The 21643-nt window shown below is 66.1% G+C and carries 18 protein-coding genes; 6 read left to right on the top strand and 12 right to left on the bottom strand.

Going from position 1 to position 21643, the window contains the following annotated elements; all coding sequences use genetic code 11:
* Positions 1-216 precede the first annotated feature (216 nt).
* Positions 217-534, bottom strand: coding sequence for a hypothetical protein (locus tag MNQ99_RS16700; RefSeq protein WP_241913732.1), 318 nt, complete (start codon positions 532-534; stop codon positions 217-219).
* A gap of 210 nt (positions 535-744) precedes the next feature.
* Between MNQ99_RS16700 and MNQ99_RS16705 the strand changes: the two genes are divergently transcribed.
* Positions 745-3333 carry an ATP-dependent Clp protease ATP-binding subunit gene (locus MNQ99_RS16705; RefSeq protein ID WP_241913733.1) on the top strand — a complete coding sequence of 863 codons (2589 nt, stop codon included), beginning with the start codon at positions 745-747 and terminating at the stop codon, positions 3331-3333.
* A 79-nt stretch (positions 3334-3412) separates the two neighbouring features.
* Here MNQ99_RS16705 and MNQ99_RS16710 read toward each other — a convergent pair whose 3' ends face one another.
* On the bottom strand, positions 3413-4114 hold the full coding sequence (locus tag MNQ99_RS16710) for a TetR/AcrR family transcriptional regulator (protein WP_241913734.1): 702 nt from the start codon (positions 4112-4114) through the stop codon (positions 3413-3415).
* Positions 4115-4217: 103 nt separating this feature from the next.
* Here MNQ99_RS16710 and MNQ99_RS16715 point away from each other — a divergent pair, with 103 nt between their 5' ends.
* From MNQ99_RS16715 to MNQ99_RS16725, 3 genes are all read left to right on the top strand, one after another.
* Positions 4218-5264, top strand: a complete 1047-nt coding sequence (locus MNQ99_RS16715) for an NAD(P)-dependent alcohol dehydrogenase (protein ID WP_241913735.1) — start codon at positions 4218-4220, stop codon at positions 5262-5264.
* Positions 5265-5410: 146 nt separating this feature from the next.
* Complete coding sequence (locus MNQ99_RS16720) at positions 5411-6163, top strand: pullulanase X25 domain-containing protein (protein ID WP_241913736.1); 753 nt, start codon at positions 5411-5413, stop codon at positions 6161-6163.
* A gap of 348 nt (positions 6164-6511) precedes the next feature.
* Positions 6512-7732, top strand: a complete 1221-nt coding sequence (locus tag MNQ99_RS16725; protein ID WP_241913737.1) for a glycine cleavage T C-terminal barrel domain-containing protein — start codon at positions 6512-6514, stop codon at positions 7730-7732.
* 93 nt (positions 7733-7825) lie between these two features.
* Here MNQ99_RS16725 and MNQ99_RS16730 read toward each other — a convergent pair whose 3' ends face one another.
* Together MNQ99_RS16730 and MNQ99_RS16735 are read right to left on the bottom strand one after the other, a co-directional pair.
* A complete protein-coding gene (locus MNQ99_RS16730; RefSeq protein ID WP_241913738.1) occupies positions 7826-9226 on the bottom strand; it encodes an MFS transporter in 1401 nt (466 codons plus the stop codon).
* Positions 9227-9245: 19 nt separating this feature from the next.
* Positions 9246-10304: an MBL fold metallo-hydrolase gene (locus tag MNQ99_RS16735; RefSeq protein ID WP_241913739.1), complete on the bottom strand. Its 1059-nt coding sequence runs from the start codon at positions 10302-10304 to the stop codon at positions 9246-9248.
* Between the two features lie 105 nt (positions 10305-10409).
* Between MNQ99_RS16735 and MNQ99_RS16740 the strand changes: the two genes are divergently transcribed.
* Positions 10410-11372, top strand: coding sequence for a LysR family transcriptional regulator (locus tag MNQ99_RS16740; protein ID WP_241913740.1), 963 nt, complete (start codon positions 10410-10412; stop codon positions 11370-11372).
* Between the two features lie 115 nt (positions 11373-11487).
* Entirely contained in the window at positions 11488-12069 is a 582-nt protein-coding gene (locus MNQ99_RS16745; protein WP_241913741.1) for a sugar O-acetyltransferase, read from the top strand.
* 81 nt (positions 12070-12150) lie between these two features.
* Here the strand turns inward: MNQ99_RS16745 and MNQ99_RS16750 are convergent, their stop codons facing one another.
* From MNQ99_RS16750 to MNQ99_RS16785, 8 genes are all read right to left on the bottom strand, one after another.
* Positions 12151-13467 carry a sensor histidine kinase gene (locus MNQ99_RS16750; RefSeq protein WP_241913742.1) on the bottom strand — a complete coding sequence of 439 codons (1317 nt, stop codon included), beginning with the start codon at positions 13465-13467 and terminating at the stop codon, positions 12151-12153.
* The gene (locus MNQ99_RS16755) at positions 13460-14158 is read right to left on the bottom strand and encodes a response regulator transcription factor (protein WP_241913743.1); all 699 of its coding nucleotides are present in this window, start codon (positions 14156-14158) and stop codon (positions 13460-13462) included. The genes MNQ99_RS16750 and MNQ99_RS16755 overlap by 8 nt, the downstream gene beginning before the upstream one ends.
* Positions 14091-14525, bottom strand: coding sequence for a hypothetical protein (locus MNQ99_RS16760; RefSeq protein WP_241913744.1), 435 nt, complete (start codon positions 14523-14525; stop codon positions 14091-14093). The genes MNQ99_RS16755 and MNQ99_RS16760 overlap by 68 nt, the downstream gene beginning before the upstream one ends.
* A gap of 13 nt (positions 14526-14538) precedes the next feature.
* Positions 14539-16341, bottom strand: a complete 1803-nt coding sequence (locus MNQ99_RS16765) for an Ig-like domain-containing protein (RefSeq protein WP_241913745.1) — start codon at positions 16339-16341, stop codon at positions 14539-14541.
* Positions 16342-16513: 172 nt separating this feature from the next.
* Complete coding sequence (locus MNQ99_RS16770; RefSeq protein ID WP_241913746.1) at positions 16514-17080, bottom strand: signal peptidase I; 567 nt, start codon at positions 17078-17080, stop codon at positions 16514-16516.
* 108 nt (positions 17081-17188) lie between these two features.
* Positions 17189-17734 carry a CalY family protein gene (locus MNQ99_RS16775; RefSeq protein WP_241913747.1) on the bottom strand — a complete coding sequence of 182 codons (546 nt, stop codon included), beginning with the start codon at positions 17732-17734 and terminating at the stop codon, positions 17189-17191.
* Between the two features lie 860 nt (positions 17735-18594).
* On the bottom strand, positions 18595-19848 hold the full coding sequence (locus tag MNQ99_RS16780; protein WP_241913748.1) for a M20 family metallo-hydrolase: 1254 nt from the start codon (positions 19846-19848) through the stop codon (positions 18595-18597).
* Entirely contained in the window at positions 19845-21539 is a 1695-nt protein-coding gene (locus MNQ99_RS16785; RefSeq protein ID WP_241913749.1) for an amidohydrolase, read from the bottom strand. Before MNQ99_RS16785 ends, MNQ99_RS16780 begins: the two co-directional genes overlap by 4 nt.
* Between the last annotated feature and the right edge of the window lie 104 nt (positions 21540-21643).

The raw sequence follows: 21643 nt of genomic DNA on the forward strand, positions 1-21643 counted from the left end.
GGACTAGCTCGGCGGACGTGGACCTCGACCGGCTGCACGGCTCTCTCGGGAGGCGCCAATCGCGGACCATAGCATTCCGCTTCTTCTAGGGGCTTCTGCCCGTCCTCTCGCAGATCCCCCTCAGATTCGCCCGACGATGCCGAGGGCTGCTACCCGGCTGGGGATGGTGGTGAACAACGGGATGACAATCCCCCGCCCTTCTGAGGAAGCAGTCAGTCACGCGGCGCTTTGGATGATGCTCTGCACGTGCTTGGTGCTCAAACGGACGCTGATCGGAAGTTCAGCCCAGTACTCTGCCTCATTGGCCAGTTCGTCGAGAAGGCGCTGGATTTCCTCCGCGCTCATTCCCGCCTTGTGCCCGTCGACAATCACCCTGCCGAGGGCCTGGGCGGCGTCGTCAAAAGTCATATAGGCGTCTCTGATGCCTTCCATGGCTTGCTCGCGCAGATACGCCTCCAGTCGTGGCCCTCCCTCCCGAAACAACCGTTCAAGTTCTTCGCGCCGCTTCTCGAACGCTTCCCTGCTGTCCGTCATGAACCGCTCCTCGACTCCTGATACTGGGAAAAGCAAAGCTACGCTCCACGTCGGCCTGCTGCCGGCGCTATCCCCCTGTGTAGGCATTGTTTTCTGCATGCATCGTCAATGTGAGTCGACTCGACTCAACTTTTCCCGGCTTGTGGAATAATCTTCGGCATGAAGCGTTAACATGAGTCGAAGGCACTCAAGTCCACAGGAGGATCATCAATGCCACTGTTCTTCGGACCCACGTCCGGCAACGGATCATTCGACGAGTTCCTGGTCCGCTACCTGCAGGGCCAGCGTGCGGCGCAGTCCCGCCGCACGGTCGACCTCACCCGGCTGCTCAGCCGCCGCACCCAGGAAGTGCTGGCCCAGGCCGCCGCATTTGCCGCTGGACTCGGCCACACGGAAGTGGATGCGCTGCACATTCTGCGCGTGATGGCCGAACAGGAACCGACTGCCGGCCAGATCAAGCTCGCCGGCGCCGATCCGCGGGACATCGTCCGCGCCGCCGAGCAACGCCTGCCGGAAAAGGCCGAGCCCATCGGCGAGGCGCCGTCCCTGACCCCCTCGGCCCAGCGTGCCCTGCTGGATGCGCACCAGGTGGCCCGGGCGTTTGGCTCCACCTACATTGACCCGGAGCATCTGTTCGCCGCGTTCGTGCTGAACCAGGAAACCGCGGCTGGCCAAATCCTGGCCGGCACCGGCGTCACCCCGCAGGCGCTGCAGCAGGCCAACGCGGCGGAGGCGGCCCAGGCCCACCCGGGCGGCGGCGCCGCAACCCGGCAGGAACAAAACCCCAACTCCGCCACACCCATGCTGGACCAGTTCGGCCTTGACCTGACCGCCCGGGCCCGCGAGAACCAGTTGGACCCGGTGATCGGCCGCGCCGACGAGATCGCGCAAACCATCGAGATCCTGGCCCGCCGAACCAAGAACAACCCGGTCCTGATCGGCGAGGCCGGCGTCGGCAAGACCGCCATCGTGGAAGGGCTGGCCCAAGCGATCGTGGACGGCGATGTTCCGGAGCAGTTGCGCGGCAAGCGCGTGGTGTCGCTGGACCTGCCCGGCATGCTGGCCGGCACCAAATACCGCGGCGACTTCGAGGAACGGCTGACAAAGACCATGGAAGAGATCAGTGCCGCCAGCAGCGAACTGATCGTCTTCATCGACGAACTGCACACCGTGGTCGGCGCCGGCGGAGGCGGCGAGGGCGGCATGGACGCCGGCAACATCCTCAAGCCCCGACTGGCCCGCGGCGAGCTGCACCTGGTCGGCGCCACCACGCTGGGCGAATACCGCAAGGTGGAAAAGGATCCGGCCCTGGAGCGCCGGTTCCAGCCGGTGATGGTGGGCGAACCCTCGATCGAGGACGCCGTGCAGATCCTGGCCGGGCTGAAGGACCGCTACGAAGAGCACCACCAGGTGACCTATACCGACGGAGCCATCCGCGCCGCCGTCGAGATGTCCTCGCGCTACATCACCGACCGCTTCCTGCCGGACAAGGCGATCGACCTGATCGACCAGGCCGGCGCCCGGCTGAGCCTGCGCCGCGGCCCCCGCGTGGACGTGGAGGCGCTGCGCGGACAGCTGGCGGAGCTCGAGTCAGCCAAGAACGCCGCCGTTGCGGAGGAACGCTACGAGGATGCCTCCTCGCTGCGCGATGACATCGAGGAACTGAAGGCCAAGATCGATTCCGCAGCCGAGCCAGCCACCAACGCTACGGAGGACAACGACGGCGGCGCGCGCCTCGGCGTCGTACCCTCCGATGTGGTCGGCGAGGCGGAGATTGCCGAAATCATTGCCCGCGCCACCGGCATTCCGGCCGCCCGGCTGAGCCAGGGCGACCGGCAGCGACTGGCCCGCCTGGAGGAGGACCTGCACGCCCGGGTGATCGGGCAGGACGACGCGGTGACCGCCATCGCCAAGTCGGTACGGCGCAACCGCACCGGCATGGGCGACGAGGGCCGGCCCGTCGGCAGCTTCCTGTTCCTGGGTCCCACCGGGGTGGGCAAAACCGAGCTGGCCAAGGCGCTGGCGGAGTCGCTGTTTGGTGACGAGAACACCATGGTGCGCTTCGACATGAGCGAGTACGGGGAGCGCCACACCGTCTCGCGGCTGGTCGGCGCCCCTCCGGGCTACGTCGGCTACGGCGAGGCCGGCCAGCTGACCGAGCGGGTCCGCCGGCACCCGTACTCGGTGGTGCTGCTGGATGAGGTGGAGAAGGCGCACCCGGACGTGTTCAACCTGCTGCTGCAGGTGCTCGACGACGGACGCCTCACCGATGGGCAGGGCCGCACCGTTGACTTCCGCAACACCGTGGTGATCATGACCTCGAATCTCGGGTCGGAATTCCTGGCCAGCAAGGGCGGGGCGCTGGGCTTCACGTCCAATAACGGCGTGGACGGTTTCGCCTCCGAGCAGGACCTGCGCGCCCGGGTGATGGGCCGGCTGCGCGAGGCCATGCGGCCGGAGTTCCTCAACCGGATCGACGAGATTGTGCTGTTCCGCAAGCTGGAGAAGGAGCAGCTGCGCTCCATTGTGCGGCTGCAGCTGCGCCGGTCCGAGGCCCGTCTGGCCGCCCAGGGCATCTCGCTGGCCGTGGACGAGGACGCGGTGGACTGGATCGCCGAGGCCGGCTACGAACCGGAATACGGCGCCCGGCCGCTGCGTCGCGTGATCCAGCGCGAGCTGGACGACCGGATTGCCGACCTGCTGGTGGCCGAGGCTGTGGCCGAGGGCGGCCGGATCCGCGTGACCCCGGGAGAGGACGGACTCCGGGTGACGGCCGACAGCATGGCCGCCGTGGCATAACGGCGCCAACCACGCCAACGGCAATGGGCGGGGCACTCCACTCAAGGGGTGCCCCGCCCTCTGCCGTTGTGTGCGTCGGCTACGCCGCCCCTGCATCGATGCCACCGACCGGCTCCGGCAGATGGGCGGCGAGGCCATCGAGGATCAGGTCCAGCCCGAAGTCGAACTCGTCGCCAAAATCGTAACCGGGCTGCAGAACGTGCTGCATCGCAAACTCGCGCAGATGTGGATAGTCCCCCGTGCTGAACATTTCCACCATCGGTCCGGCGACTTCCGCTAAGCTGTCCGGCCCGTCGAACGGCAACGACGCCTCCTGCAGGGCCGAGCCATAAACGTAGGCGTCAAGCAGGGCGTAGGTATGCGCGGCCAAGGAAAGGGAAAAACCGGCCGCACGGAGGGTACCGAGGACCGCGTCATGGTGGCGGAGGTTCGCCGGCCCCGGCACCGTCCGGGATTCCATTAGGGCAATCGCCCACGGATGGCGGCGCAGTACCAGACGGGCGGATGTTGCCCGCCGCTTCAGCTCTGCCTTCCACTGGCCGCCCGGTACCGGCAGCTCGATCTCGTTGAAGACGGCATCCACGATGCCATCAAGGATCTCGTCCTTGTTGCGCACGTAGTGGTAGAGGGACATCGGCTTGGTCCCCAAGGACTTGGCCAGCGAGCGGATGGTCAGCCCGGCAAGGCCGCCCCCATCGGCAATGGCCATGGCGGACTGCACTACGCGTTCGCGGCTGAGCGGAAGACGTTCTGTGGGGGAAGCAGCGGATTTTTCATTCATTGTTCCGGCGACTATAGCATTCTCGTACTTTGTACGATACCTTCGTACAAAGTACGACTCAGTCAGCAGTCCCAGTGTCCAAAACCTCGAGAAGGATGCCTCCATGGAACCGAAAGAAACCCCCGCTCCTGCAGGACAGACGCCTCCGGCGGAGGGCAGCGCCGCCTCCCCGGGACAAACCATGCGCGCCATTGTGCAGTACCAGTACGGCTTGGCCGACGCACTGCATCTGGCCACCGTGCCGGTGCCGGACATCACCGACGACCAGGTGCTCATCGAGGTCCGCGCAGCCGGTTTGGATCGCGGGGCATGGCACATGGCCACCGGCCTGCCCTACCCGGTCCGCGTAGTGTCGGGCTGGCGCACCCCCAAGAATCCGATACTCGGCCTTGATGTGGCGGGAACTGTAGCCGCGGTAGGCGCTGCCGTCACGCGGTTTGCCGTCGGAGATGAGGTCTTCGGCTACGGCAAGGGCTCCTTCGCGGAATTCGCGGTGGCCGCGGAGAAAATGCTGGCGCTGAAGCCGGCCGCTCTGAGCTTCGAGCAGGCGGCCGCGGTGCCGGTATCCGGCACCACCGCCCTGCAGGCCCTGCGCGACGCAGGCAAACTCAAGGCGGGCCAGCAGGTGCTGATTACCGGGGCCTCCGGGGGCGTGGGTACCTACGCCGTGCAGATCGCCACCGCCATGGGCGCGAACGTCACCGGCGAGTGCAGTGCCGCCAAGGCGGATCTGGTGCGGGGGCTCGGCGCCGAAACCGTCATCGACTATACCCGCGAGGACTTCGCCGCCGGCGGACGCCGCTACGACCTGATCGTCGACGTGGCAGGCAACCCGTCCTTGAAGCGCCTGCGCCGAGCACTGGCCCCGGGCGGCACGGTGGTCATTGTCGGCGGCGAAGACGGCGACCGCTGGACCGGTGGCCTGTTCAGGCCGATCGCTGGCATGCTCCTGTCTCTGTTCAGCCGGCAGCGTTTTGTCATGTTTATGGCACGCGAGAACGCCACGGAATTCGAGCGGTTGAGTGAAATGATCGTCGCGGGCGAGGTGTCACCCAGCATCGACCGGACCTATCCGCTGGAGCAGATGCCGGAAGCAATCACCTGCCTGGATGCCGGAGAAATCCGGGGCAAAGCCGTCATCACCGTCTAGCCTTTTGGCAGGCTTCATCACTGGACCAGCAAATAAAAGGCAGCGCCGGCTCCGACACACAACGCCAAACAGTGGCGCACACCATAGCCGGGGTCCCAGACTGGGAGCGTCACCCGTTTCGGCTGCACCGCGAAGGAGCCACGGCTATGCCCAACAATGCCCATCTGCGACTCAGATCCGTCCTCGAGATCCTGGCCGAAGCGGCCTCCAACGGCACCCGCCCCGATGCCCGCGAGGTGATTAGCGAAGCGTTGCGCCGTGTACCGCCGACCGCCTACGAACAGGAACTGCTCAGCGGCGGAGTGCCGCGCGGCTTCAAGAACCTGACGACGGCGACCGCCCGGCTGGTGAAGGCGGGCTGGATGTCCAAGGGCCGCGGCGGATGGGCTGTCACCGAAGACGGGCTGCGGGCCGTCGCCGCTTTCTCCAGCCCGTCCGAACTGGCAGAAGCTCTCGATGCGGGAATCCCGCTGCCCGACGCGCCGGCACGGGCGGAGGATGCAAAGAGTGCCGCCGCGCCGGAAGCGCCGGCCCAGGTGGCGGAAGCACCCGCCCCGGTGACGGATCCCAAACGCCCCAGCGGCCAGCCGGAATCCGTGGCCGTAGTCGGCGACTTCGGTGTCCTGCTCGGCGCTGACCGGGACTGGGATCCGGCCGCCAATGCGGTGCAGATGAGTTTCGATCCGGCCGACGGGCTGTGGCTGTTGGACGGCGAGCTGCCTGCCGGGCGCTACGCCTTCAAGTTCGCGCTCAACGGTTCGTGGGAGGAGAACTACGGGGCCTACGGACTCCTCGACGGAGCCAACCACGAGTTCCAGCACGACGGCGGTGCGGTCACCATCGCGTATGACCACAGCAGCCGCGATCTGGCCCCGGCGTCCCAGCTGGCTCCTGCCTGAGGCTGGTCCGCCGCGGCGGGGCATCCTGCCCAGGCTGTTGTGTTCAATCTTCAATTCTGCACACAACAACACACGTGAAGGCCCGGCCGGGAAGACTGGGGATCTACCCGGCCGGCTTCGTGCTGCGGAATGCGAATCCCACTATGCACGCTCGAGGTCAAGGACTCGAACCTGATCGTCGGCGTCCCGGTTGAGGCCGCCGAAAAAGTGTGCCCGAGGACCGTCTTCGACAACCCTTGACTGGTTCGTTACCCAACTGTCACGATGTCTCACATGGCGCAGGGCTGCGCATCATGCGCAACTACTTCAGGTCCGGCTGGCGCCAGAACCTCGAAGGAGGAAGCATCCATGTCGGAAATTCTCGATTCGGGCTCAGCCCCGTTCAACGGCACCGATTCACGCGTTAACCCCCACCCGGCCGTCACGCTTTATACCCGGCTGCGCAAGTCCCCGTACTTTTGGAAGTCGCGGGAGCACGGCGTCGCGGCCTACAGCGTCTACAACCACACCTACCATCCGCGCCATTACGGCGACCCGGTCGGCGAGTACTGGTCGTTGCTGAACGACGTCACCCTCTGGGACGTCGGCGTGGAGCGGCAGCTGCAGATCAGCGGCCCGCAGGCGTTCGATTTCACCAACATGCTGACCCCCCGTGACCTGACCAAGTGCGCGGTGGGCCAGTGCAAATACGCCTTCATCACCGCGGCCGACGGCGGAATCATCAACGACCCGATCATCCTGCGCGTGGAGGAGAACAAGTTCTGGCTGTCGCTGGCGGACAGCGACGTTCACCTCTGGGCCATGGGCCTGGCGCACGCCGGCGGCTGGGACGTCACGGTGGAAGAAGTGGACGTGGCACCCGTCCAGGTCCAGGGCCCCAAAGCCAAGGGTCTGATGTCCGACCTGTTCGGCCCGCAGATCTTGGACATGCCGTACTACTACATGCAGCACCACACCCTGAACGGCATGGACGTGGTGGTCAGCCGGACCGGCTACACCGGCGAAATCGGCTACGAGATCTACCTCTACAACGCCACCCAGAACGCCGGGCGCCTCTGGGACACCGTCTGGGAGGCCGGCCAGCCGCACGACCTGCGCGTCATCGGCCCCTGCCACATCCGGCGGATCGAGGCAGGCATGCTGGCCTACGGCTGCGACATCACGCTCAACACCAACCCGCTGGAGGTCGGCTACGACTACAACTGGATGGTGGATCTGGACCAAAAGGCGGACTTCGTCGGCAAGGAGGCGCTGGGCCGCATCCGCGAGAAGGGCATCGACCGGCTGCTGGTCGGCGTGGACATCGACGGCGAACCGCTGGGCAGCTACAACGACGGCTCCATGATCGAACCCTTCCCGGTCTCGGTCGGCGGCGGCGCCCACATCGGCGAAGTCACCAGCGCCTGCAACTCCCCTCGGCTGGAACGGAACATTGGCCTGGCCATGGTGCCGTTCGACCTCAGCGAAGAGGGCACGTCGCTGTCCATCCACACACCGGAGGGAATCCGCAACGGCACGGTGGTGCAAAAGCCCTTCTTCGATCCCAGCAAGGAGACACCCAAGGACTGAACGCGGCCACTGCCAAGCCAACCCCGTACGACGGCGGAGCTCACCTGCGCAGGTGGGCTCCGCCGTCGTCGTGGTGGGACCGTGGCCGCGCCGCTATGCGCGGGCAGAAACCTTGCCGGCCTCGGACGGGGCGGCGTCTGGCTCAGGGGCCGCAGCCGGGCCGTCCAACTGCTCAATGTCTTGGTCGGAACGGTCCTTGGCCGCCAGCAGCGACGCCAGGCTCATGCCGGAAAAGGCGATCCAGAGGCAGGCCACCAGCCAGAGCGACCCGCCGCCGGCCATCACCAGGGCGGTGGCAATCATCGGCGTGAAGCCGGCACCGAGCGTGGAAGCCAACTGGTAGCCGATGGACGTGCCGGAATAGCGCACCGACGTCGGGAAGAGTTCGCCAACGAAGGCACCGTACGGGCCGGAGGTGAATCCCTGCACGATGGAGAGGCCCAGGAAGATCGCCAGCATGAACGCCACGGTCGACCCCATCTCCAGCAGCCCCATCACCGGGAAGGCCAGCACCATGGCACCGATGTTGCCTGCGATCAGCACCTTCCGGCGTCCCAACCGGTCGGACAGTTTCGACGCGACGATGATCATCACGATGGTGGCCACTCCACCCAGCGCCTTCAGGTTCAGCACCTCGGTCTGGACCAGCACGGCCTGCTGCACGGCGTAGGAAATGGCCCACGCACCCATCAGCCCCTGGGCCATCTGGCCGGACAGTCCCGACGCGACGGCGATCAGGAGCGACTTCGGGTGCTCGCGGAACAGCTCGGCTGCGGGAACGCGCCGTTTCTTCGCTTCGCTCTTGGCGGAGATCTCCTTGAAAACGCGGGATTCCGAGACGCGCATCCGAATGAAGATCGCCAGCGCCATCAGGACCGCGGAAAGAATGAACGGCACGCGCCAGCCCCACTCCAGGAACTGTCCATCGGGAAGCATGGTCATGGCCGAGAGCATCAGCGTGCCGATGATCGTTCCGGCCGGGGCCCCCATGTAAGCGAAGGATGCAGCGAAGCCGCGGGACTCCTTCCGCGAGTTCTCAAAAGCCAGCAGCATGGCGCCGCCCCACTCACCGCCGACGGCGATTCCTTGGAACAGGCGGAGCGACACCAGAAGGATCGGCGCCCAGACTCCGATCTGGTCAGTAGTAGGCAGCAGTCCGATCAGGGTAGAGGCGATGCCCATCATCAGCACCGTGCTGATGAGAATGGTCTTACGGCCCACCAGATCGCCGAGGTGCCCGAAGAGGAAACCGCCGAGCGGCCGGGCAATGTAGCCCATGGCCAGCGTGCCGAAGGAGACGAAGATAGCCAGGTTCGGGTCCATTCCAGCAAAGAACACGTGGTTGAAGACGATGCCGGCTGCCGTGGCGTACAGAATGAAGTCGTAATATTCGACCGCGGTGCCGAGGAAGCTGGAGAACAGGATCCGGCGCATGTCGCGCGGACTGGCGTGGTAGGCGCCGGATGGCGCGGCGGTCGTGGGAGTTGTGCTCATGGAGTGTCCTTGAGGTAGGTTATCCGGCGACGTTGCCGGCGGTGGAAACGGACAAAGAGTCTGGGCTGATCGCCCGGCTGAAACTGATCACGTCCAGGTCGTCGGGTATGCTCAGCGGCCCGCCATAGGTGCTGCGAGCCTCCAACCAGGCTTCCGGCGGCGAGTACGTGGGAACCAGATGGTGGAGGGCCAGGTGGCGAGCACCGGCGTCCTCGGCAATCTTTCCCGCTTCGGCCGCGGTGGTGTGGGCGCGGCGGTGGTGGTCCATGGTGGCTTGAAGCATCTGCGCGTCGGAGTACTGGCCGGCGAGGATGTCCAGGTTGATGGCCTCATGCAGCAGCAGGTCGGTGCCGCTTGCCAAGCGCACCATGTTGGCGCAGGGGGCCGTGTCGCCCGAAATGGTGACCGACCCGGCCTCCGTATCGAAACGGAAGGCATACGCAGGCGCCGTCGGGTGGTGTGAAACCAGGATCGCGCTGACCGTGACGTTGGCATCCCGGAAGATCTCGAACGGCTCCATGTCCGGGGCAACATTGGTGTCCGGATCGAACCCGGTGCCTGCAGGCAGCACGATTTCGCGCGGTTCGAACTGGTCCAGCGGGCTCTTGGCCAGCGAATCGAAGATCCGGTCGTTGCAGTCGGCGGCGTACGCGGCCAGCAGGCCTTCCACCAGACCCGCGACTCCCGGGGTGGGCCGGTGCGGTGCCACCGGAGCAGGAATGGAGGTGGCGCGGGGTGAGAGCGGCGGCAGTTTGCCGCGGTCACCAGGTCCCACCACGGGGATGGGTCCGCGGTTCGAGTTCTTCAACTCGAAGGCCCCGAACAGCAACAGCGAGGGCAGGTCCACGGTGTGGTCCGAGTGCATATGCGTGATGAAGATGCCGCCCAGATCGGCCATGTTGAGGCCGGCGGCGTTGGCTTGGCGCCCGGCTCCCTGACCGCAGTCCACCAGGTACCACGTTCCGTTCACCACCACGGCCGTGGAGATGCCGAAGCGGGGCGTTCCCTGCTGGTCCTTCCACCAGCGGGGTCCGCCGGCCGTTCCCAGCGTGATGACGTGAGGGCCCGAATGTTCCATGCGGCCGCTCCTCTCTCAAGAATCTTTTAGGTCTTCATCCGAGCATGGTGGCAGCCATCACATTTGTCTAGCTATAATAAGTGGGGAGACCCACAAGGAGAACTTATGAAGGAAGTAACGCTGCGTCAGCTGGAATACTTCGCGGCCATCGCGGAGACGCGCTCCGTCACCGAGGCCGCGCAGCGCTGCCACGTCTCGCAGGCGGCGGTCAGCCTGGCGCTGGGGCAACTGGAGGAAGCGCTGGGAGCCACGCTAGCCATCCGGCGCCGCGGCAAAGGAGTGGCACTGACGGCGGAGGGACAGGCCGTGGCCGTGCGGGCCCGACAGGTGGCCGACCAGATCGATGGCATGTCCGCTGCCGTCAACCAGGTCCATGGCGAGCTGTCCGGCCGGCTCGTTGTTGGGGTCTTCCGAACCCTGGCCCTGCACATCATTCCGCCGCTGATCGACTGGTTCACCAGCCGCCACCCGCAGGTGGAACTCGACTTCATCGAGGGGGCCGGTCCGGAGGTCCAGGAAGCGGTGCTCGAGGGCCGGGCGCAGTTGGCCGCGGCCTACGAGGCGCAGCTGCTGCCAGATTGCGAGGCGGAGATACTGCGCCCGACGATGCGGCAGGTGGCGCTCAGCCCGGAGCATCCGCTGGCCGAAAGAGACAAGATCACGTTGGCAGACCTCGCACCGTATCCCGCAATACTGGTCAATGAGGAACCCGCGCTCCAGCGGACGCTGGCGGAGTTCGACCGAGCCGGCGTTACGCCAACCGTGCGGTGGCGTTCGGCCAGCGTGCAGGTGATCCAGAATGTGGTGGGCCGCAACCTCGCCTACTCCCTGCTCATGCAACCGGCCCGGCAAAGTCCCGAGGGAAGGCCGCTGGTTTTCCGGCCGGTGGACGGACGGATGCATAGCAATTCCGTGGTGGCCGCACTGCCGGCGGGGGTGGCCCGGAGCGCTTTGGTGACGGAAACCCTCGTGGCCCTGCGGCACCATTGGGCCGCGGAGAGCGACGGCGGCTCCCCCGTGGATATGCACGTCGTCTTCGATCCCAGCAAGGAGACACCGAAGGACTGAACGCTTCCTCTGCCAAGCCAACCCCGTACGACGGCGGAGCTCACCTGCGCGGGTGGGCCCCGCCGTCGTCGTGCCCGCCTTTTCGAGCCGCCCCTGCGGCGATACGGTCAAAGCTATGGAGACTGACTACTTCGCCGGGGATGCCCGAACCAACCGCGAACGGATGCTGGCCGGCGACCTGTACGTTGCCGACGATCCGGAGAGCGAACGCCGGGCCAAACGCGCCCTCCGGCTGGCCGACGACTACCACCGCGCGGTGGTGGCCGATGCGGACGATGCGAGGTCGATCCTGGCCGAACTGCTGGGCGGCCTGGGCGAAGACGCATACGTGAAGCCGCCCCTGTTCGTCGACTACGGCGAACACATCTTCATTGGTCCCCGCACCTTCATCAACTACAACTTCACCGCCCTGGATGTCGCGGCCATCACCATCGGCGCCGACTGCCAGATCGGGCCCGGCGTCCAGCTCCTGACGCCGACGCACCCGATCGAATCCCAGCCGCGCAGGGACAAGCTGGAGGCGGCCCAGCCCATCACCCTCGGCGATAACGTCTGGCTGGGCGGCGGTGTAATCGTCTGTCCCGGTGTGACGATCGGCGAGAACAGCGTGATCGGCGCCGGCTCGGTGGTCACGGGGAACATTCCGGCCAATGTGGTGGCCGTGGGCAGCCCGGCCCGGGTGGTGCGGGAACTCTGAACGCGCCGGGCCCCGGGATCAACTGGACGAAACTGCGCTGCGGACGCGCCAATGGGCAGACCTGCCCGATCACAAAGGGGCTCACCGGCCCCAACCGGGACCGGCCGAGGGTGTGTCGGGCTTGCTTAGCGTGGCGCCTCGGTTGCCAGGCCCCAACAGTGCATTGGTGGTGGAGGACGTCTTGGGAAGCTTCAGGGTGAAGCTCGTCTGCGGCGAGGCATCCAGTCCTAGATGGCATGCGATGGATGCGGCCAGTTCGCCGGCCAGGGCCAGGCCGATTCCTTCACCGGTGCCACCGCTCACGTGCCGGTGGAAGATGTCGCCTTCGGGCCGTGGCCCCTCATCGGTCACCGTGATGCCCAGATGCGTGCCGGCGTCGGCGGCGCGCACGGATACTGTACCCCTGCCGTGTTTGAGCGCGTTGTCGAAGAGAACGTCGAGGATCTGCTGTACGGGCCCCTTAGGCACCCTGGCCGGTAGCGTGTCGGGCAGGGACGCCTCCAGTTGGCGACCCAACCCGTCAGCGGTGACCCGCCAGCGCGCAACGGCGTCGGCCGTAACCGACACCAGGTTGATGTCGGTTACCGCGGCCATACGCTGGTTCCTGGAGAGGTCCAGCAGATCGTTGACGGCTCCGTTCAGACGGTCCAGTTCATGCAGGGCGCGTCGCAGATCACCGGCGAGCTCGGGCGGGGTTTCCTTCCGCAGCGTGAGGTCTTCGATCTCCAGGCGGAGGGCGGTGAGCGGGGTGCGCAGCTGGTGGGAGGCATTGGAGGCAAATTCACGTTCCCTCCGTAGCATGCCCTCCAGCGCTGTGGAGCTCGATTGCAGCGCCCGTCCGATGCCGTCCGCCTCGGGGATTCGGAAGCGCGGGATGTCGGCGGCGAAGTCACCCTCCCCCAGCTTGCGCGCCGCGTCCGCGAGTTTCAGGAACGGACGGGACATGGTGCCCGCCACGAATAGCCCGGCGACTACGGCCGCCACCAGCAGCCCCAGCCCCAGGGCGGCGAGTGAGACCAGTTCCTCGGCTACCCGTGCTTCGACAAAATCGGCGGACCGCGAGAGGGTGACCGTCACGCCGTCGGGCAGGTCACGGGTCAAGACAATATTCGCCGGATCAGGCGCTAGCTCGGCTCCGGCGGCAATGACGCTTCCATCGGCCCGGACATATTCGATCCGTTCCGCCTGGTTGACGAGCCCTGCCAAGAAATCCGCGGTAACGGCCTCGTTGCGGGCGCGTTCGGGCAGCAGCACCTCTAGCAGGTTGGCCGAACGTTCGAGTTTTCGGATCTCCGTCGCACGGATGTCGTCCGCAATGATGTAGGACCGAGGGATCGCGTAGAGCGCGACCAGCGCGACGGCCAGGCAGACGAATGCTGCTACGAGGCGTTCACGCATCCGTCTGAATCGGTTCCAGCCGGAAGCCGACACCCCGCACGGTGGTCACCCTCGCCGGTGCCCCGTGTTCTTCGAGCTTTTGGCGCAGACGGCCGATGGTGACGTCGAGGGTTTTGGTGGAGCCGTACCAGTTTTCGTCCCATACGGTGTCCATCAGCCGCTCGCGTGTGAAGACGGTGCCGGGTTCGGTGTGCAGCAGCGCCAGGACGTCGAACTCCTTTGCGGTCAGGGGCAGTTCCCTGCCGCCCACCTGGGCCCGCCGGGCTTGGCTGTCCACTTCCATGCCTGGCCGAGCGGATTCCGCCGGCGACGAGGGTACATCGGTGCGATGGCGGCGGAGCAGCGCCCGTGTCCTGGCCAGCAGCTCCGCAAGCCCGAACGGTTTAGCCATGTAGTCATCGGCGCCAACGTCCAGGCCGACGACGCGGTCCAACTCCCCGCCGCGGGCGGTCAGGATCAGAACACCGCCGCCGAAGCCGTCTTCGCGCAGCCTGCGGCAGACTTCCAGTCCGTCGATGTCCGGCAAGCCTAGGTCTAGGATGACAAGATCCGTGCCGCCGGCCCGCACGTGATCGAGAGCGGGAATCCCGTGGGACACCCGGTCCACGTGATAGCCCTCGCGGTCAAGGGTTCGGAGGAGCGGAAGCGCAATGCCGTCGTCGTCCTCCACCACCAATATCTGGTGAATCATTTAATCTACTATAGCCGCGCCCTGATGGGTCTGGGCGAATGAGGGCAAGAGTCAGAAGGACCAGCACGGCGGGCGCCAGCACGACGACGAAAATCCCATAGGCCGTCCAGCCTGCTGCGGGTTCGCCAGGCCAGCCGATGGCGGCGTGCATGAGCTGGCCAACCAAGGCGAACAGGGCCAGCAGGGCACTGAAAAGCCTTGATTCGAAGCAGCCCGTCCACCACAGCCGTGCCGCCACGGCGAGGCCGGCAAGGGCACAAAAAACCAGTACCAGCCCGATATGATCTGTGCGGCCGAAGTGTGCGAACGACTGTCCGCCCTGCACCAGCGCCAGGACCGCTCCCGCCCAGGCTGCTGCACCGGTCACGGTGTTCCTGGGTCTAGAAGTCGATGTCAAGGGGGCCTCCTTCAATGACGGGTGCCGTCGACGCCGCATTTCCCTTGAGATCAAGGGCGGCCGCGGACGGCGCCCAAACCATGTTCGCGGCGGCCGACGCGGTGCGCAGGTTGTTGCTGCCGCTGCCCGTGTTGTTGAGGGCGACGGTGACGGTGGTCGCCTGCACACCGTTGACCGTCGTCGTGCCCGCCCTCATGGTGGCGTTGAACTGTGCGGTCTTGTTGGCCTTGACGAAGTTTTGCTTCAGATTCACCGAGCCGAGGTTGACCGCACTGCCGGAGCGCTGCACGTCGAGGGTGTCGCCGGTGGCGCCAAGGCCTAGCAGCGCGCCGTCCTGCAGTCGGACGGTGACGGCCTGGGGCGCACCGGTCCAGCCGGGCGTGATGGAGGACAGGTTGACCTGCTGGTTGTAGGTGTAGGTGATCGAGTCGCCCGGCTGCAGTTTGCCGACGGCTCCCCCATTGGCGGCCTGGACGTCGAATCCGCGCAGCGGCGTGTTGTCTACCTGATGGCCGCTAGTCGCATCGGAGGTTGTGCTTTTCCCTGTTCCGTCGAGCAGGACGGCCCGGAAGTCGTAGAACCCGTTGACCACGGTCGCGCTGTTCCAGCTGCAACCGTAGGGCGAGGTGGCGTCCGCACAAATATCGGTCCAGGCCGAGGTCCCGCTGGTCGAGCGCTGAATGGTCACAGAGGTGACGCCGGCTTTGGAGCTGGCTGCCGCGGAAAGCGTCACCGTGCCGGTCAGGTAGACGCCCGGATTCTCCATTGAAACGGCCGATGCATTGTTGTCCACCAACCGGCTGGAGATAGGCGTGGAGACGGTGCTGTTGCCGGCCACATCGGTGGCCACGGCGCGGAAGGAGTAGCTGCCGTCGGGCAGGGCCCTGGTGTCGAAGCGGCAGGAGTGGGGGGCGGTATTGACGGTGCAGAGGTCCTTGTAGCTGCCCGCACCGAACGGAGCGTACTGCAGCACCGTCTGCGCAATACCGGAGTGGGCGTCCGAGGCCTTGGCTTGGAATGTTCGGACGCCGGCAAGCGGCGAGCCGGGGTCCGTCATCGAGATGGTCGGTGCCTGGTTGTCCACCAGCACGTCCTCGGCAATGGCCGAGTAGAAGATGCTGCCGCCCAAGACCGCGACGGCCCGCAGATCGTAGAAGTCGTTGGCCAGCGCGCCGGTGTTCCAGCTACAGCTGAAAGGAGGGTTCATGGAGGTGCAAATCCCGGTCCACTTGTTCGCATCGGCGGCCGAATACTCGATCCGCAGCGTATAGCCGAGCGCGCCGGCGTTGTGTACGGCGGCGGACAGCGTCGGCGTTCCGCGCACCGCGTCCGCGACGTCACCCAGGGCGACCAGCACGTTGTTGGCCACCGTCGCCCGGAGAGCCTCGGAAGTGGCGGAGTACCCGGCGTTGTCGGTCGCCGTCGCCCTCATTCCATAGCTGCCGTCGGCCAGTGGCTTCGTGTTCCACTCACAGGAAAAGGGCGCCTGCGTGGCCGTGCAGACCTCGGCCCAGGACGAGGCTCCGGGGGCCAGAAAATCGAACCGCACGGTCTTGACCCCGGTTTCGGCGTCCGTTGCGGCGGCGGTCAGGGTCACCGTGTCCCTCAGTACAAAGGCGGGGGCATCGAGGACGACGACGGGCGGAGTCCAGTCAGCGGCTGTCGTCACCTGGGCGGTGCTTGTGGTGGTCGCGGTAAAGGCGGCGGTGGAGAATCCCGGCAAGCCGGCCCAGCCGACAGCAATCACGGCTGCCAACAGCGCGAGCAGTGCTGTGCGGGCCTTCATTTCCTGGACTTCTCCTGAGTCTTGGTGCATTCGTCGCTACGGGACGACCTTTGGTTCAACGTTAGGAGGGCGAAGTACACAGCTCTTCCACGCAGGATCCACGCGAAGGTAACAGTGCCGGAGGGCGCGCGCTGGCGGCGCCCTCCGGCACTGTTACTTCAATTGGGTTGAGTCAGGCCGGGTGCCCAACTTGAGCCGGGTTTGCCTGGGGCCTTGGCCGCAGGCCGCGAACAAAGTCCACCAGGAAGAAGGCGGCCAAGGCGCCAGCCGGGACCCCGATGATCAGCATCCGCTGGCTCTTATCCGCCAGGGCGATGAAGGCGTGTCCGACGTACGGAACCGTGGCCACGACCCGCGGCTGCATGGGCTCTTGCAGCCTGAACTCCCACGGATCCTGCGAACTGTTCGCGTCTCCCTTGGTCCGGAACACCAGCCCGTGGGCGTCCTCGTCGATACTGATGATCCGGTGGGTCACCAGTTGGGTCAGCCCCGAGTCCGGCGGGGGCATGTAGGTGATGACATCTCCGACCCGCAACTGGCCCACCGGGACCGGCTCTTCGAAGGCCAGGGAACCGCGTTCGAACGTGCCTGACATCGACGTCCCCGTGATGACGTAGCGCTCCATGCCCAACAGCCCGGGCACCAGGATGGCCGCTGCGGCAGCGATGCCCAACACGGCCGCCATGTTGATGAAGCCGCCAACGAGCCGTTGGCGAAGAGTGCGCTGCCTGTGTGCCATGTCAAGTCCTTTCAGGCTGAGCGTGGGCCGGCGCGGCCCTAACCGCAGGGCGCGGCCTGCGGTTAGGCCGGCGCGGCCCTAACCGCAGGCCGCGCCGTGAGTTGGTTGCTACTGCTGGGTGTAGTTCTGGCCTTCGGCCTGAACTGCGCCCCACGCATAGAGCGCTGTGGCGGTCTTGCCCTGCTCGGCGTTGGTCGCGTCCTTCGATAACGTGACGGTGAAAACGAATTCCCGCTGTTCCCCTGCCGCCCAGGAGCCGAGGCCGGTCGTGCCCAACGCGCCCAAGTTGCCGGCCCAGACTATCTTCGGGTTCTTCGCGTCGGTGATCTTCAGGGTCAGCAGGTCTGCGTTGGGGAAGGTGCTGGTGGCTGTTTCCTTCAGCGTGAAGGAAGCCGGCAGCGTACCGGAGTTGGTGATGGCCACCGAGCCGGTGACGCTGTCGCCGGGCTTCAGGTTGCTCATGTTGAACACAGCGCTGTTGGCCTTGCTGTTGCTGAGCGACAACGAGCCGGAAGTGAAAGCGTTGTCCGTATTGACCGAACTCGCGGCGAAGTCGGCACCCGAACCGACGGCCACTGCGCCGGCAGCCAGGAGCCCGGCCAAGGACAGGAGGATGCGGCCGCGGCGGGAGGGATTGGCAATTGCAGTGGTCATGGGTTTCCCTTTCAGAGGAGTGGGTTGCTGTTGGGTAAAACGTTATTCAGCCAAACCCCACAGGAATCCCACAGAAACAACCCGGGAATGCCAACAATCTTCCACAAAAAGCGTGACGGTCCCACAACCATTCGCCAGTTCCAAGAGACATCCACTACGGCTCCGTTCGGCCTCCCGCAGCAGCAAGGGAATTCCCGGTTGTTTACGCGGATGACTGCTCTCCCCGTCAGCTAATTCATCGCGGGCTATACGGGGTCCAGTAGGTGCCTGAAGGTCCCTGATGGGACAAGACTGGCCGAAGCTTTGACCATGGCAGGTCGATCGTTAACGTGGATGCCGGACGCTGCCGCCACAGACCAAGCCAGCACTCGTACTGGCTTGGTCTGTGGCCCTTCGAGTTCCACGAATAGAAAACACCATTCAACGGGTTGGCGCGCGGGTCATATCCCCGAACCAAGAACACCGGTAACGGCTGGGACACTGGCATCGCCTAGAGGTGGGCTTGGGGTGCTGGGCTTCCGGACACGCGGCCGAAATATTCGCGGCCGGCGGGGCCCGCGAAGTACGTTAGCGCTGCCCGTAGAACCGAAAGACCGGCAGGATTTCGGATCTAGCAGCTCAGCGATATTGGGCGATCGACGGCGCCTACGGATGTCCGCGGGGCCGTTCCAATGCCTCCGGATGGTGCAGTTCCGGCGCTGTAGTCCACGATCACAGTCATGGGTCAACCACGGATTTCGTGAGCTCTGGTCTTCGCGTCTGCCGCGGTAGAGCCGGCTTTTGACTTGCCCGTATCGCTGCCGGCCCTGTGTCTGCCGCGACGATGACCAGCCTTCCTCCGGCGGTGCGGCCGCGGACCGTTAGTCGGCGGCGAGCTCGCCGCGGACCAGCCGCCGGGTGACCTCGGTCAGCAGGTCCACGCCGCGCACGGCGTCATCGTCGCGGGTGAATTCTGCTTCGTTGTGCGAGATGCCGTCGACGCTGGGCACGAAAAGCATGACAGTGGGGACGACATCCTTCATGTTGGTGGAGTCGTGCCCCGCTACCGTCATGATCTCCGCGTGGCTGAAGCCGAGCTGTTCCGCGCTGGCGGTTCCCAGCGCCACTCCCGCGGGCTGGTAGGAAACCAAGCCCCACCGATGCGTCTGCACCAGCGAGATGTCCGTCCGGGAGAGGGCCTCGGCGTCGGCGATGCGCTTGTCCAGCAAGTCCATGGCGCGGGCCAGGACCTCCTCGTCCGGCGAACGCAGGTCCAGGTTCATGACCGCCTGCCGGGCGATGGTCACCGGCGAGTTAGGCAGCACGTACATCTCGGACACCGACGTGTGCAGCTGCCCGGGCGCGAACTCGGCGGCGAGATCGCGGGCGGCAGCAATCACCAGCGCAGCCCCGTAAAGGGCGTCCCGGCGGTCCTCCATCCGGGTGGAACCGGTATGCGACTGCGCGCCGTCGACCGTGACGCGGTACTTGCTGGCCGCCCACGTCCGGTCCACGATCCCGACCTGCGTGCCGGTTTCCTCAAGGTTCTTGCCCTGTTCGATGTGGATTTCGGCGTACCGGGCCACGTCCGCCAGCACCGGGGCGCCGGCACCGGTGCTGCGGTCGCCCGCAGCCAAGGCCTCGGCAACCGTTGTCCCGGCCGGGTCCGCCGTGGCCAGTGCCTGCTCCAAGGCGAGCTTGCCGGTGAACACCGAGCTGCCCATCATGCTGGGTGTGAAGCGGCTGCCTTCTTCGTTGAACCAGTTGACCACGGCAATGTTGTACACCGGGTCGAGCCCGCCGGCAGCAGCCTCGGTTGCGACGCGGGCTGCCGCATGGGCCCCCGCCAGCACGCCGTAGGCGCCGTCGTACCGGCCGGCCAGCGGCTGGGAGTCCAGGTGCGACCCGAGCAGGACATACGGAGCGCCGGGAACCACGTCAAGGGTGCCGAACTGGTTTCCCGCCGCATCCACTTTTTCGGCAAAGCCATGCTGGGCCAGCCACTCGCCGAACCAGCGGCGGGTGGCGTGGTCCGCCGTCGTGCCGGCCTGCCGGTCCACGCCGCCGCCGGCGGTAGCGCCGAAGCCGGACATGGTGGCGAAGTCGGACAGAAATTCCTGGTTGGTGGTGCTCATCGGGTTTCCTCCCCGGTCGATGCCATCGCCGGATCACGGCCTTCCTGCGCCGGGAAGATTTCTGCGCCATAGCGGATCTCGCCGCCCACCATGGTGGCCAGCACCTGCGTGGCGCCGATCTGCGATGGTTCGACGGCGGTGGGGTCCTGGTTAAGGAAGACCAGATCGGCCAGCATGCCCGGCATCAGTCGGCCCCTGGTCCCTTCAGTTCCCGTGGCGGCCGCGGAACCAGCAGTGTAGGCGTACAGCGCCTCGGCCCCGGTGATCCTCTCGTCGGGGCCATAGACCTCGCCGGAGGGGGTTAGCCGCTGGACAAACGACTGCATCACATCAAGCGGCCGGCCGTTGGAGACCGGGCGGTCCGAGCTCCCCGGCAGCGTGGCGCCGCGCTTCAGCAGGCTGTTGGCGGGGTAGGACGTCGCCGTCCGTTCCGGGCCGAGCAGCTTGGCCATGCCGTCGCCGAACTCGGTGATGAAATGTGGCTGCGGGACCAGGACGATCCCGGCCGCAGCAATCCGGTCCAGCTGTTCGGGCCGGATGACGCCGCCGTGCTCGATCCGGTTGGGCAGCGGCTTGCGGCCATATGTTTCCTGGGCTTCGGTGATGATGTCGATCGCGTGGTCCACGGCATGATCGCCGATCGCGTGCATCGCGATGGTCCAGCCGGCCCGGTACGCCTCCAGCGCGGAGGAACGCAGCTCATGGGCGTCCATCTGCAGGTAGCCGTGGTTATGCGGGCAGCCAACATACTCTTCGGTGACGTACGCGGTGCTGCCCAGCAGCGATCCGTCGCTGAAGATCTTCACCGGGCCCAGCCGGAGCCAGTCGTCGCCCAGACCGGTGCGGATGCCGGCGTCGAGCCCCCGGGAGTCCGGATCTGCGTCATGCCCCGGAACCGTGTGCAAAGCGTCCAAAACCATCATCGGTTGCATGCGCACGCTCAACAGCCCCTTGTCGCGCGCGCTCTGGTAGGCGCCGAACTCGCGCGGTGAGTAGCCAATCCATCCGCCCGCGATGCCGGCGTCGGTAACACTGGTGATGCCCTCGGTCAGGTAGTGGGAGGTCGCCAAATCCAGCGCGCGCTCGATGGTGGCCAGAGGGTAGGGCAGCATGATGTCCTGCACCAGCCGCATGGCGTTCTCCTCCAGCAACCCGGTGGGCCGGCCCGCAGCATCTCTGGCCACGACGCCGCCGTCGATCGGCGCAGCGAGGTCCGCCCCGCGGGCCACGATCAGGTCTAGTGCGATGCCGTTGACATTGCAGGCATGGCCGGAAGAGTGCTTGATCCAGACGGGGCGGCCGCCGGAGGCTGCATCGAGCCGGTCGCGGTCAGGCTGGGCCCCGTTGTGCAGCAGCGGGCTGTAACCCGAGGCCACAACCCACTCATCCTGCGCCAGCGACGCAGCGGCTTCGGCGATCACCGCATAGGCCTCTTCGAGGCTCGCGACGGACCCCAGGTTTACTTCCATCAGGCCCAGCCCGAACCACACGCTGTGGGCGTGCACGTCATTGAAGCCGGGGACAACCACGGCGCCTTCGGCGTCGACAACCCGCCGGGCACGGGGGACGCTCTGCCGGTCGACGTCGAGTGCCAACACCTTGCCGTCGTGGATCAGCAGGCTTTCAGCCACCGGCTGTGCGGGATCCTGGGTCAGAATGCGGGCGTTGCGGATCAGGAGATCGACGAGCATGAGTCCTCTTCGTGCTTTCGCTGCGGCGTGCCCGGAGCGATCACGGCGAACAGGGCCAAGCCCGGCCGCCACCTCCCCATTCAACACTGGAGTATTGTCGCACT

Source organism: Arthrobacter sulfonylureivorans (assembly GCF_022637435.1).
GTDB classification, from domain to species: domain Bacteria; phylum Actinomycetota; class Actinomycetes; order Actinomycetales; family Micrococcaceae; genus Crystallibacter; species Crystallibacter sulfonylureivorans.

What these genes read in the sequence shown, in the direction of transcription:
- MNQ99_RS16700 (WP_241913732.1), bottom strand. Translation starts at nt 534, where the DNA reads ATGACGGACAGCAGGGAAGCGTTCGAGAAGCGGCGCGAAGAACTTGAA.
- MNQ99_RS16705 (WP_241913733.1), top strand. Translation starts at nt 745, where the DNA reads ATGCCACTGTTCTTCGGACCCACGTCCGGCAACGGATCATTCGACGAG.
- MNQ99_RS16710 (WP_241913734.1), bottom strand. Translation starts at nt 4,114, where the DNA reads ATGAATGAAAAATCCGCTGCTTCCCCCACAGAACGTCTTCCGCTCAGC.
- MNQ99_RS16715 (WP_241913735.1), top strand. Translation starts at nt 4,218, where the DNA reads ATGGAACCGAAAGAAACCCCCGCTCCTGCAGGACAGACGCCTCCGGCG.
- MNQ99_RS16720 (WP_241913736.1), top strand. Translation starts at nt 5,411, where the DNA reads ATGCCCAACAATGCCCATCTGCGACTCAGATCCGTCCTCGAGATCCTG.
- MNQ99_RS16725 (WP_241913737.1), top strand. Translation starts at nt 6,512, where the DNA reads ATGTCGGAAATTCTCGATTCGGGCTCAGCCCCGTTCAACGGCACCGAT.
- MNQ99_RS16730 (WP_241913738.1), bottom strand. Translation starts at nt 9,226, where the DNA reads ATGAGCACAACTCCCACGACCGCCGCGCCATCCGGCGCCTACCACGCC.
- MNQ99_RS16735 (WP_241913739.1), bottom strand. Translation starts at nt 10,304, where the DNA reads ATGGAACATTCGGGCCCTCACGTCATCACGCTGGGAACGGCCGGCGGA.
- MNQ99_RS16740 (WP_241913740.1), top strand. Translation starts at nt 10,410, where the DNA reads ATGAAGGAAGTAACGCTGCGTCAGCTGGAATACTTCGCGGCCATCGCG.
- MNQ99_RS16745 (WP_241913741.1), top strand. Translation starts at nt 11,488, where the DNA reads ATGGAGACTGACTACTTCGCCGGGGATGCCCGAACCAACCGCGAACGG.
- MNQ99_RS16750 (WP_241913742.1), bottom strand. Translation starts at nt 13,467, where the DNA reads ATGCGTGAACGCCTCGTAGCAGCATTCGTCTGCCTGGCCGTCGCGCTG.
- MNQ99_RS16755 (WP_241913743.1), bottom strand. Translation starts at nt 14,158, where the DNA reads ATGATTCACCAGATATTGGTGGTGGAGGACGACGACGGCATTGCGCTT.
- MNQ99_RS16765 (WP_241913745.1), bottom strand. Translation starts at nt 16,341, where the DNA reads ATGAAGGCCCGCACAGCACTGCTCGCGCTGTTGGCAGCCGTGATTGCT.
- MNQ99_RS16770 (WP_241913746.1), bottom strand. Translation starts at nt 17,080, where the DNA reads ATGGCACACAGGCAGCGCACTCTTCGCCAACGGCTCGTTGGCGGCTTC.
- MNQ99_RS16775 (WP_241913747.1), bottom strand. Translation starts at nt 17,734, where the DNA reads ATGACCACTGCAATTGCCAATCCCTCCCGCCGCGGCCGCATCCTCCTG.
- MNQ99_RS16780 (WP_241913748.1), bottom strand. Translation starts at nt 19,848, where the DNA reads ATGAGCACCACCAACCAGGAATTTCTGTCCGACTTCGCCACCATGTCC.
- MNQ99_RS16785 (WP_241913749.1), bottom strand. Translation starts at nt 21,539, where the DNA reads ATGCTCGTCGATCTCCTGATCCGCAACGCCCGCATTCTGACCCAGGAT.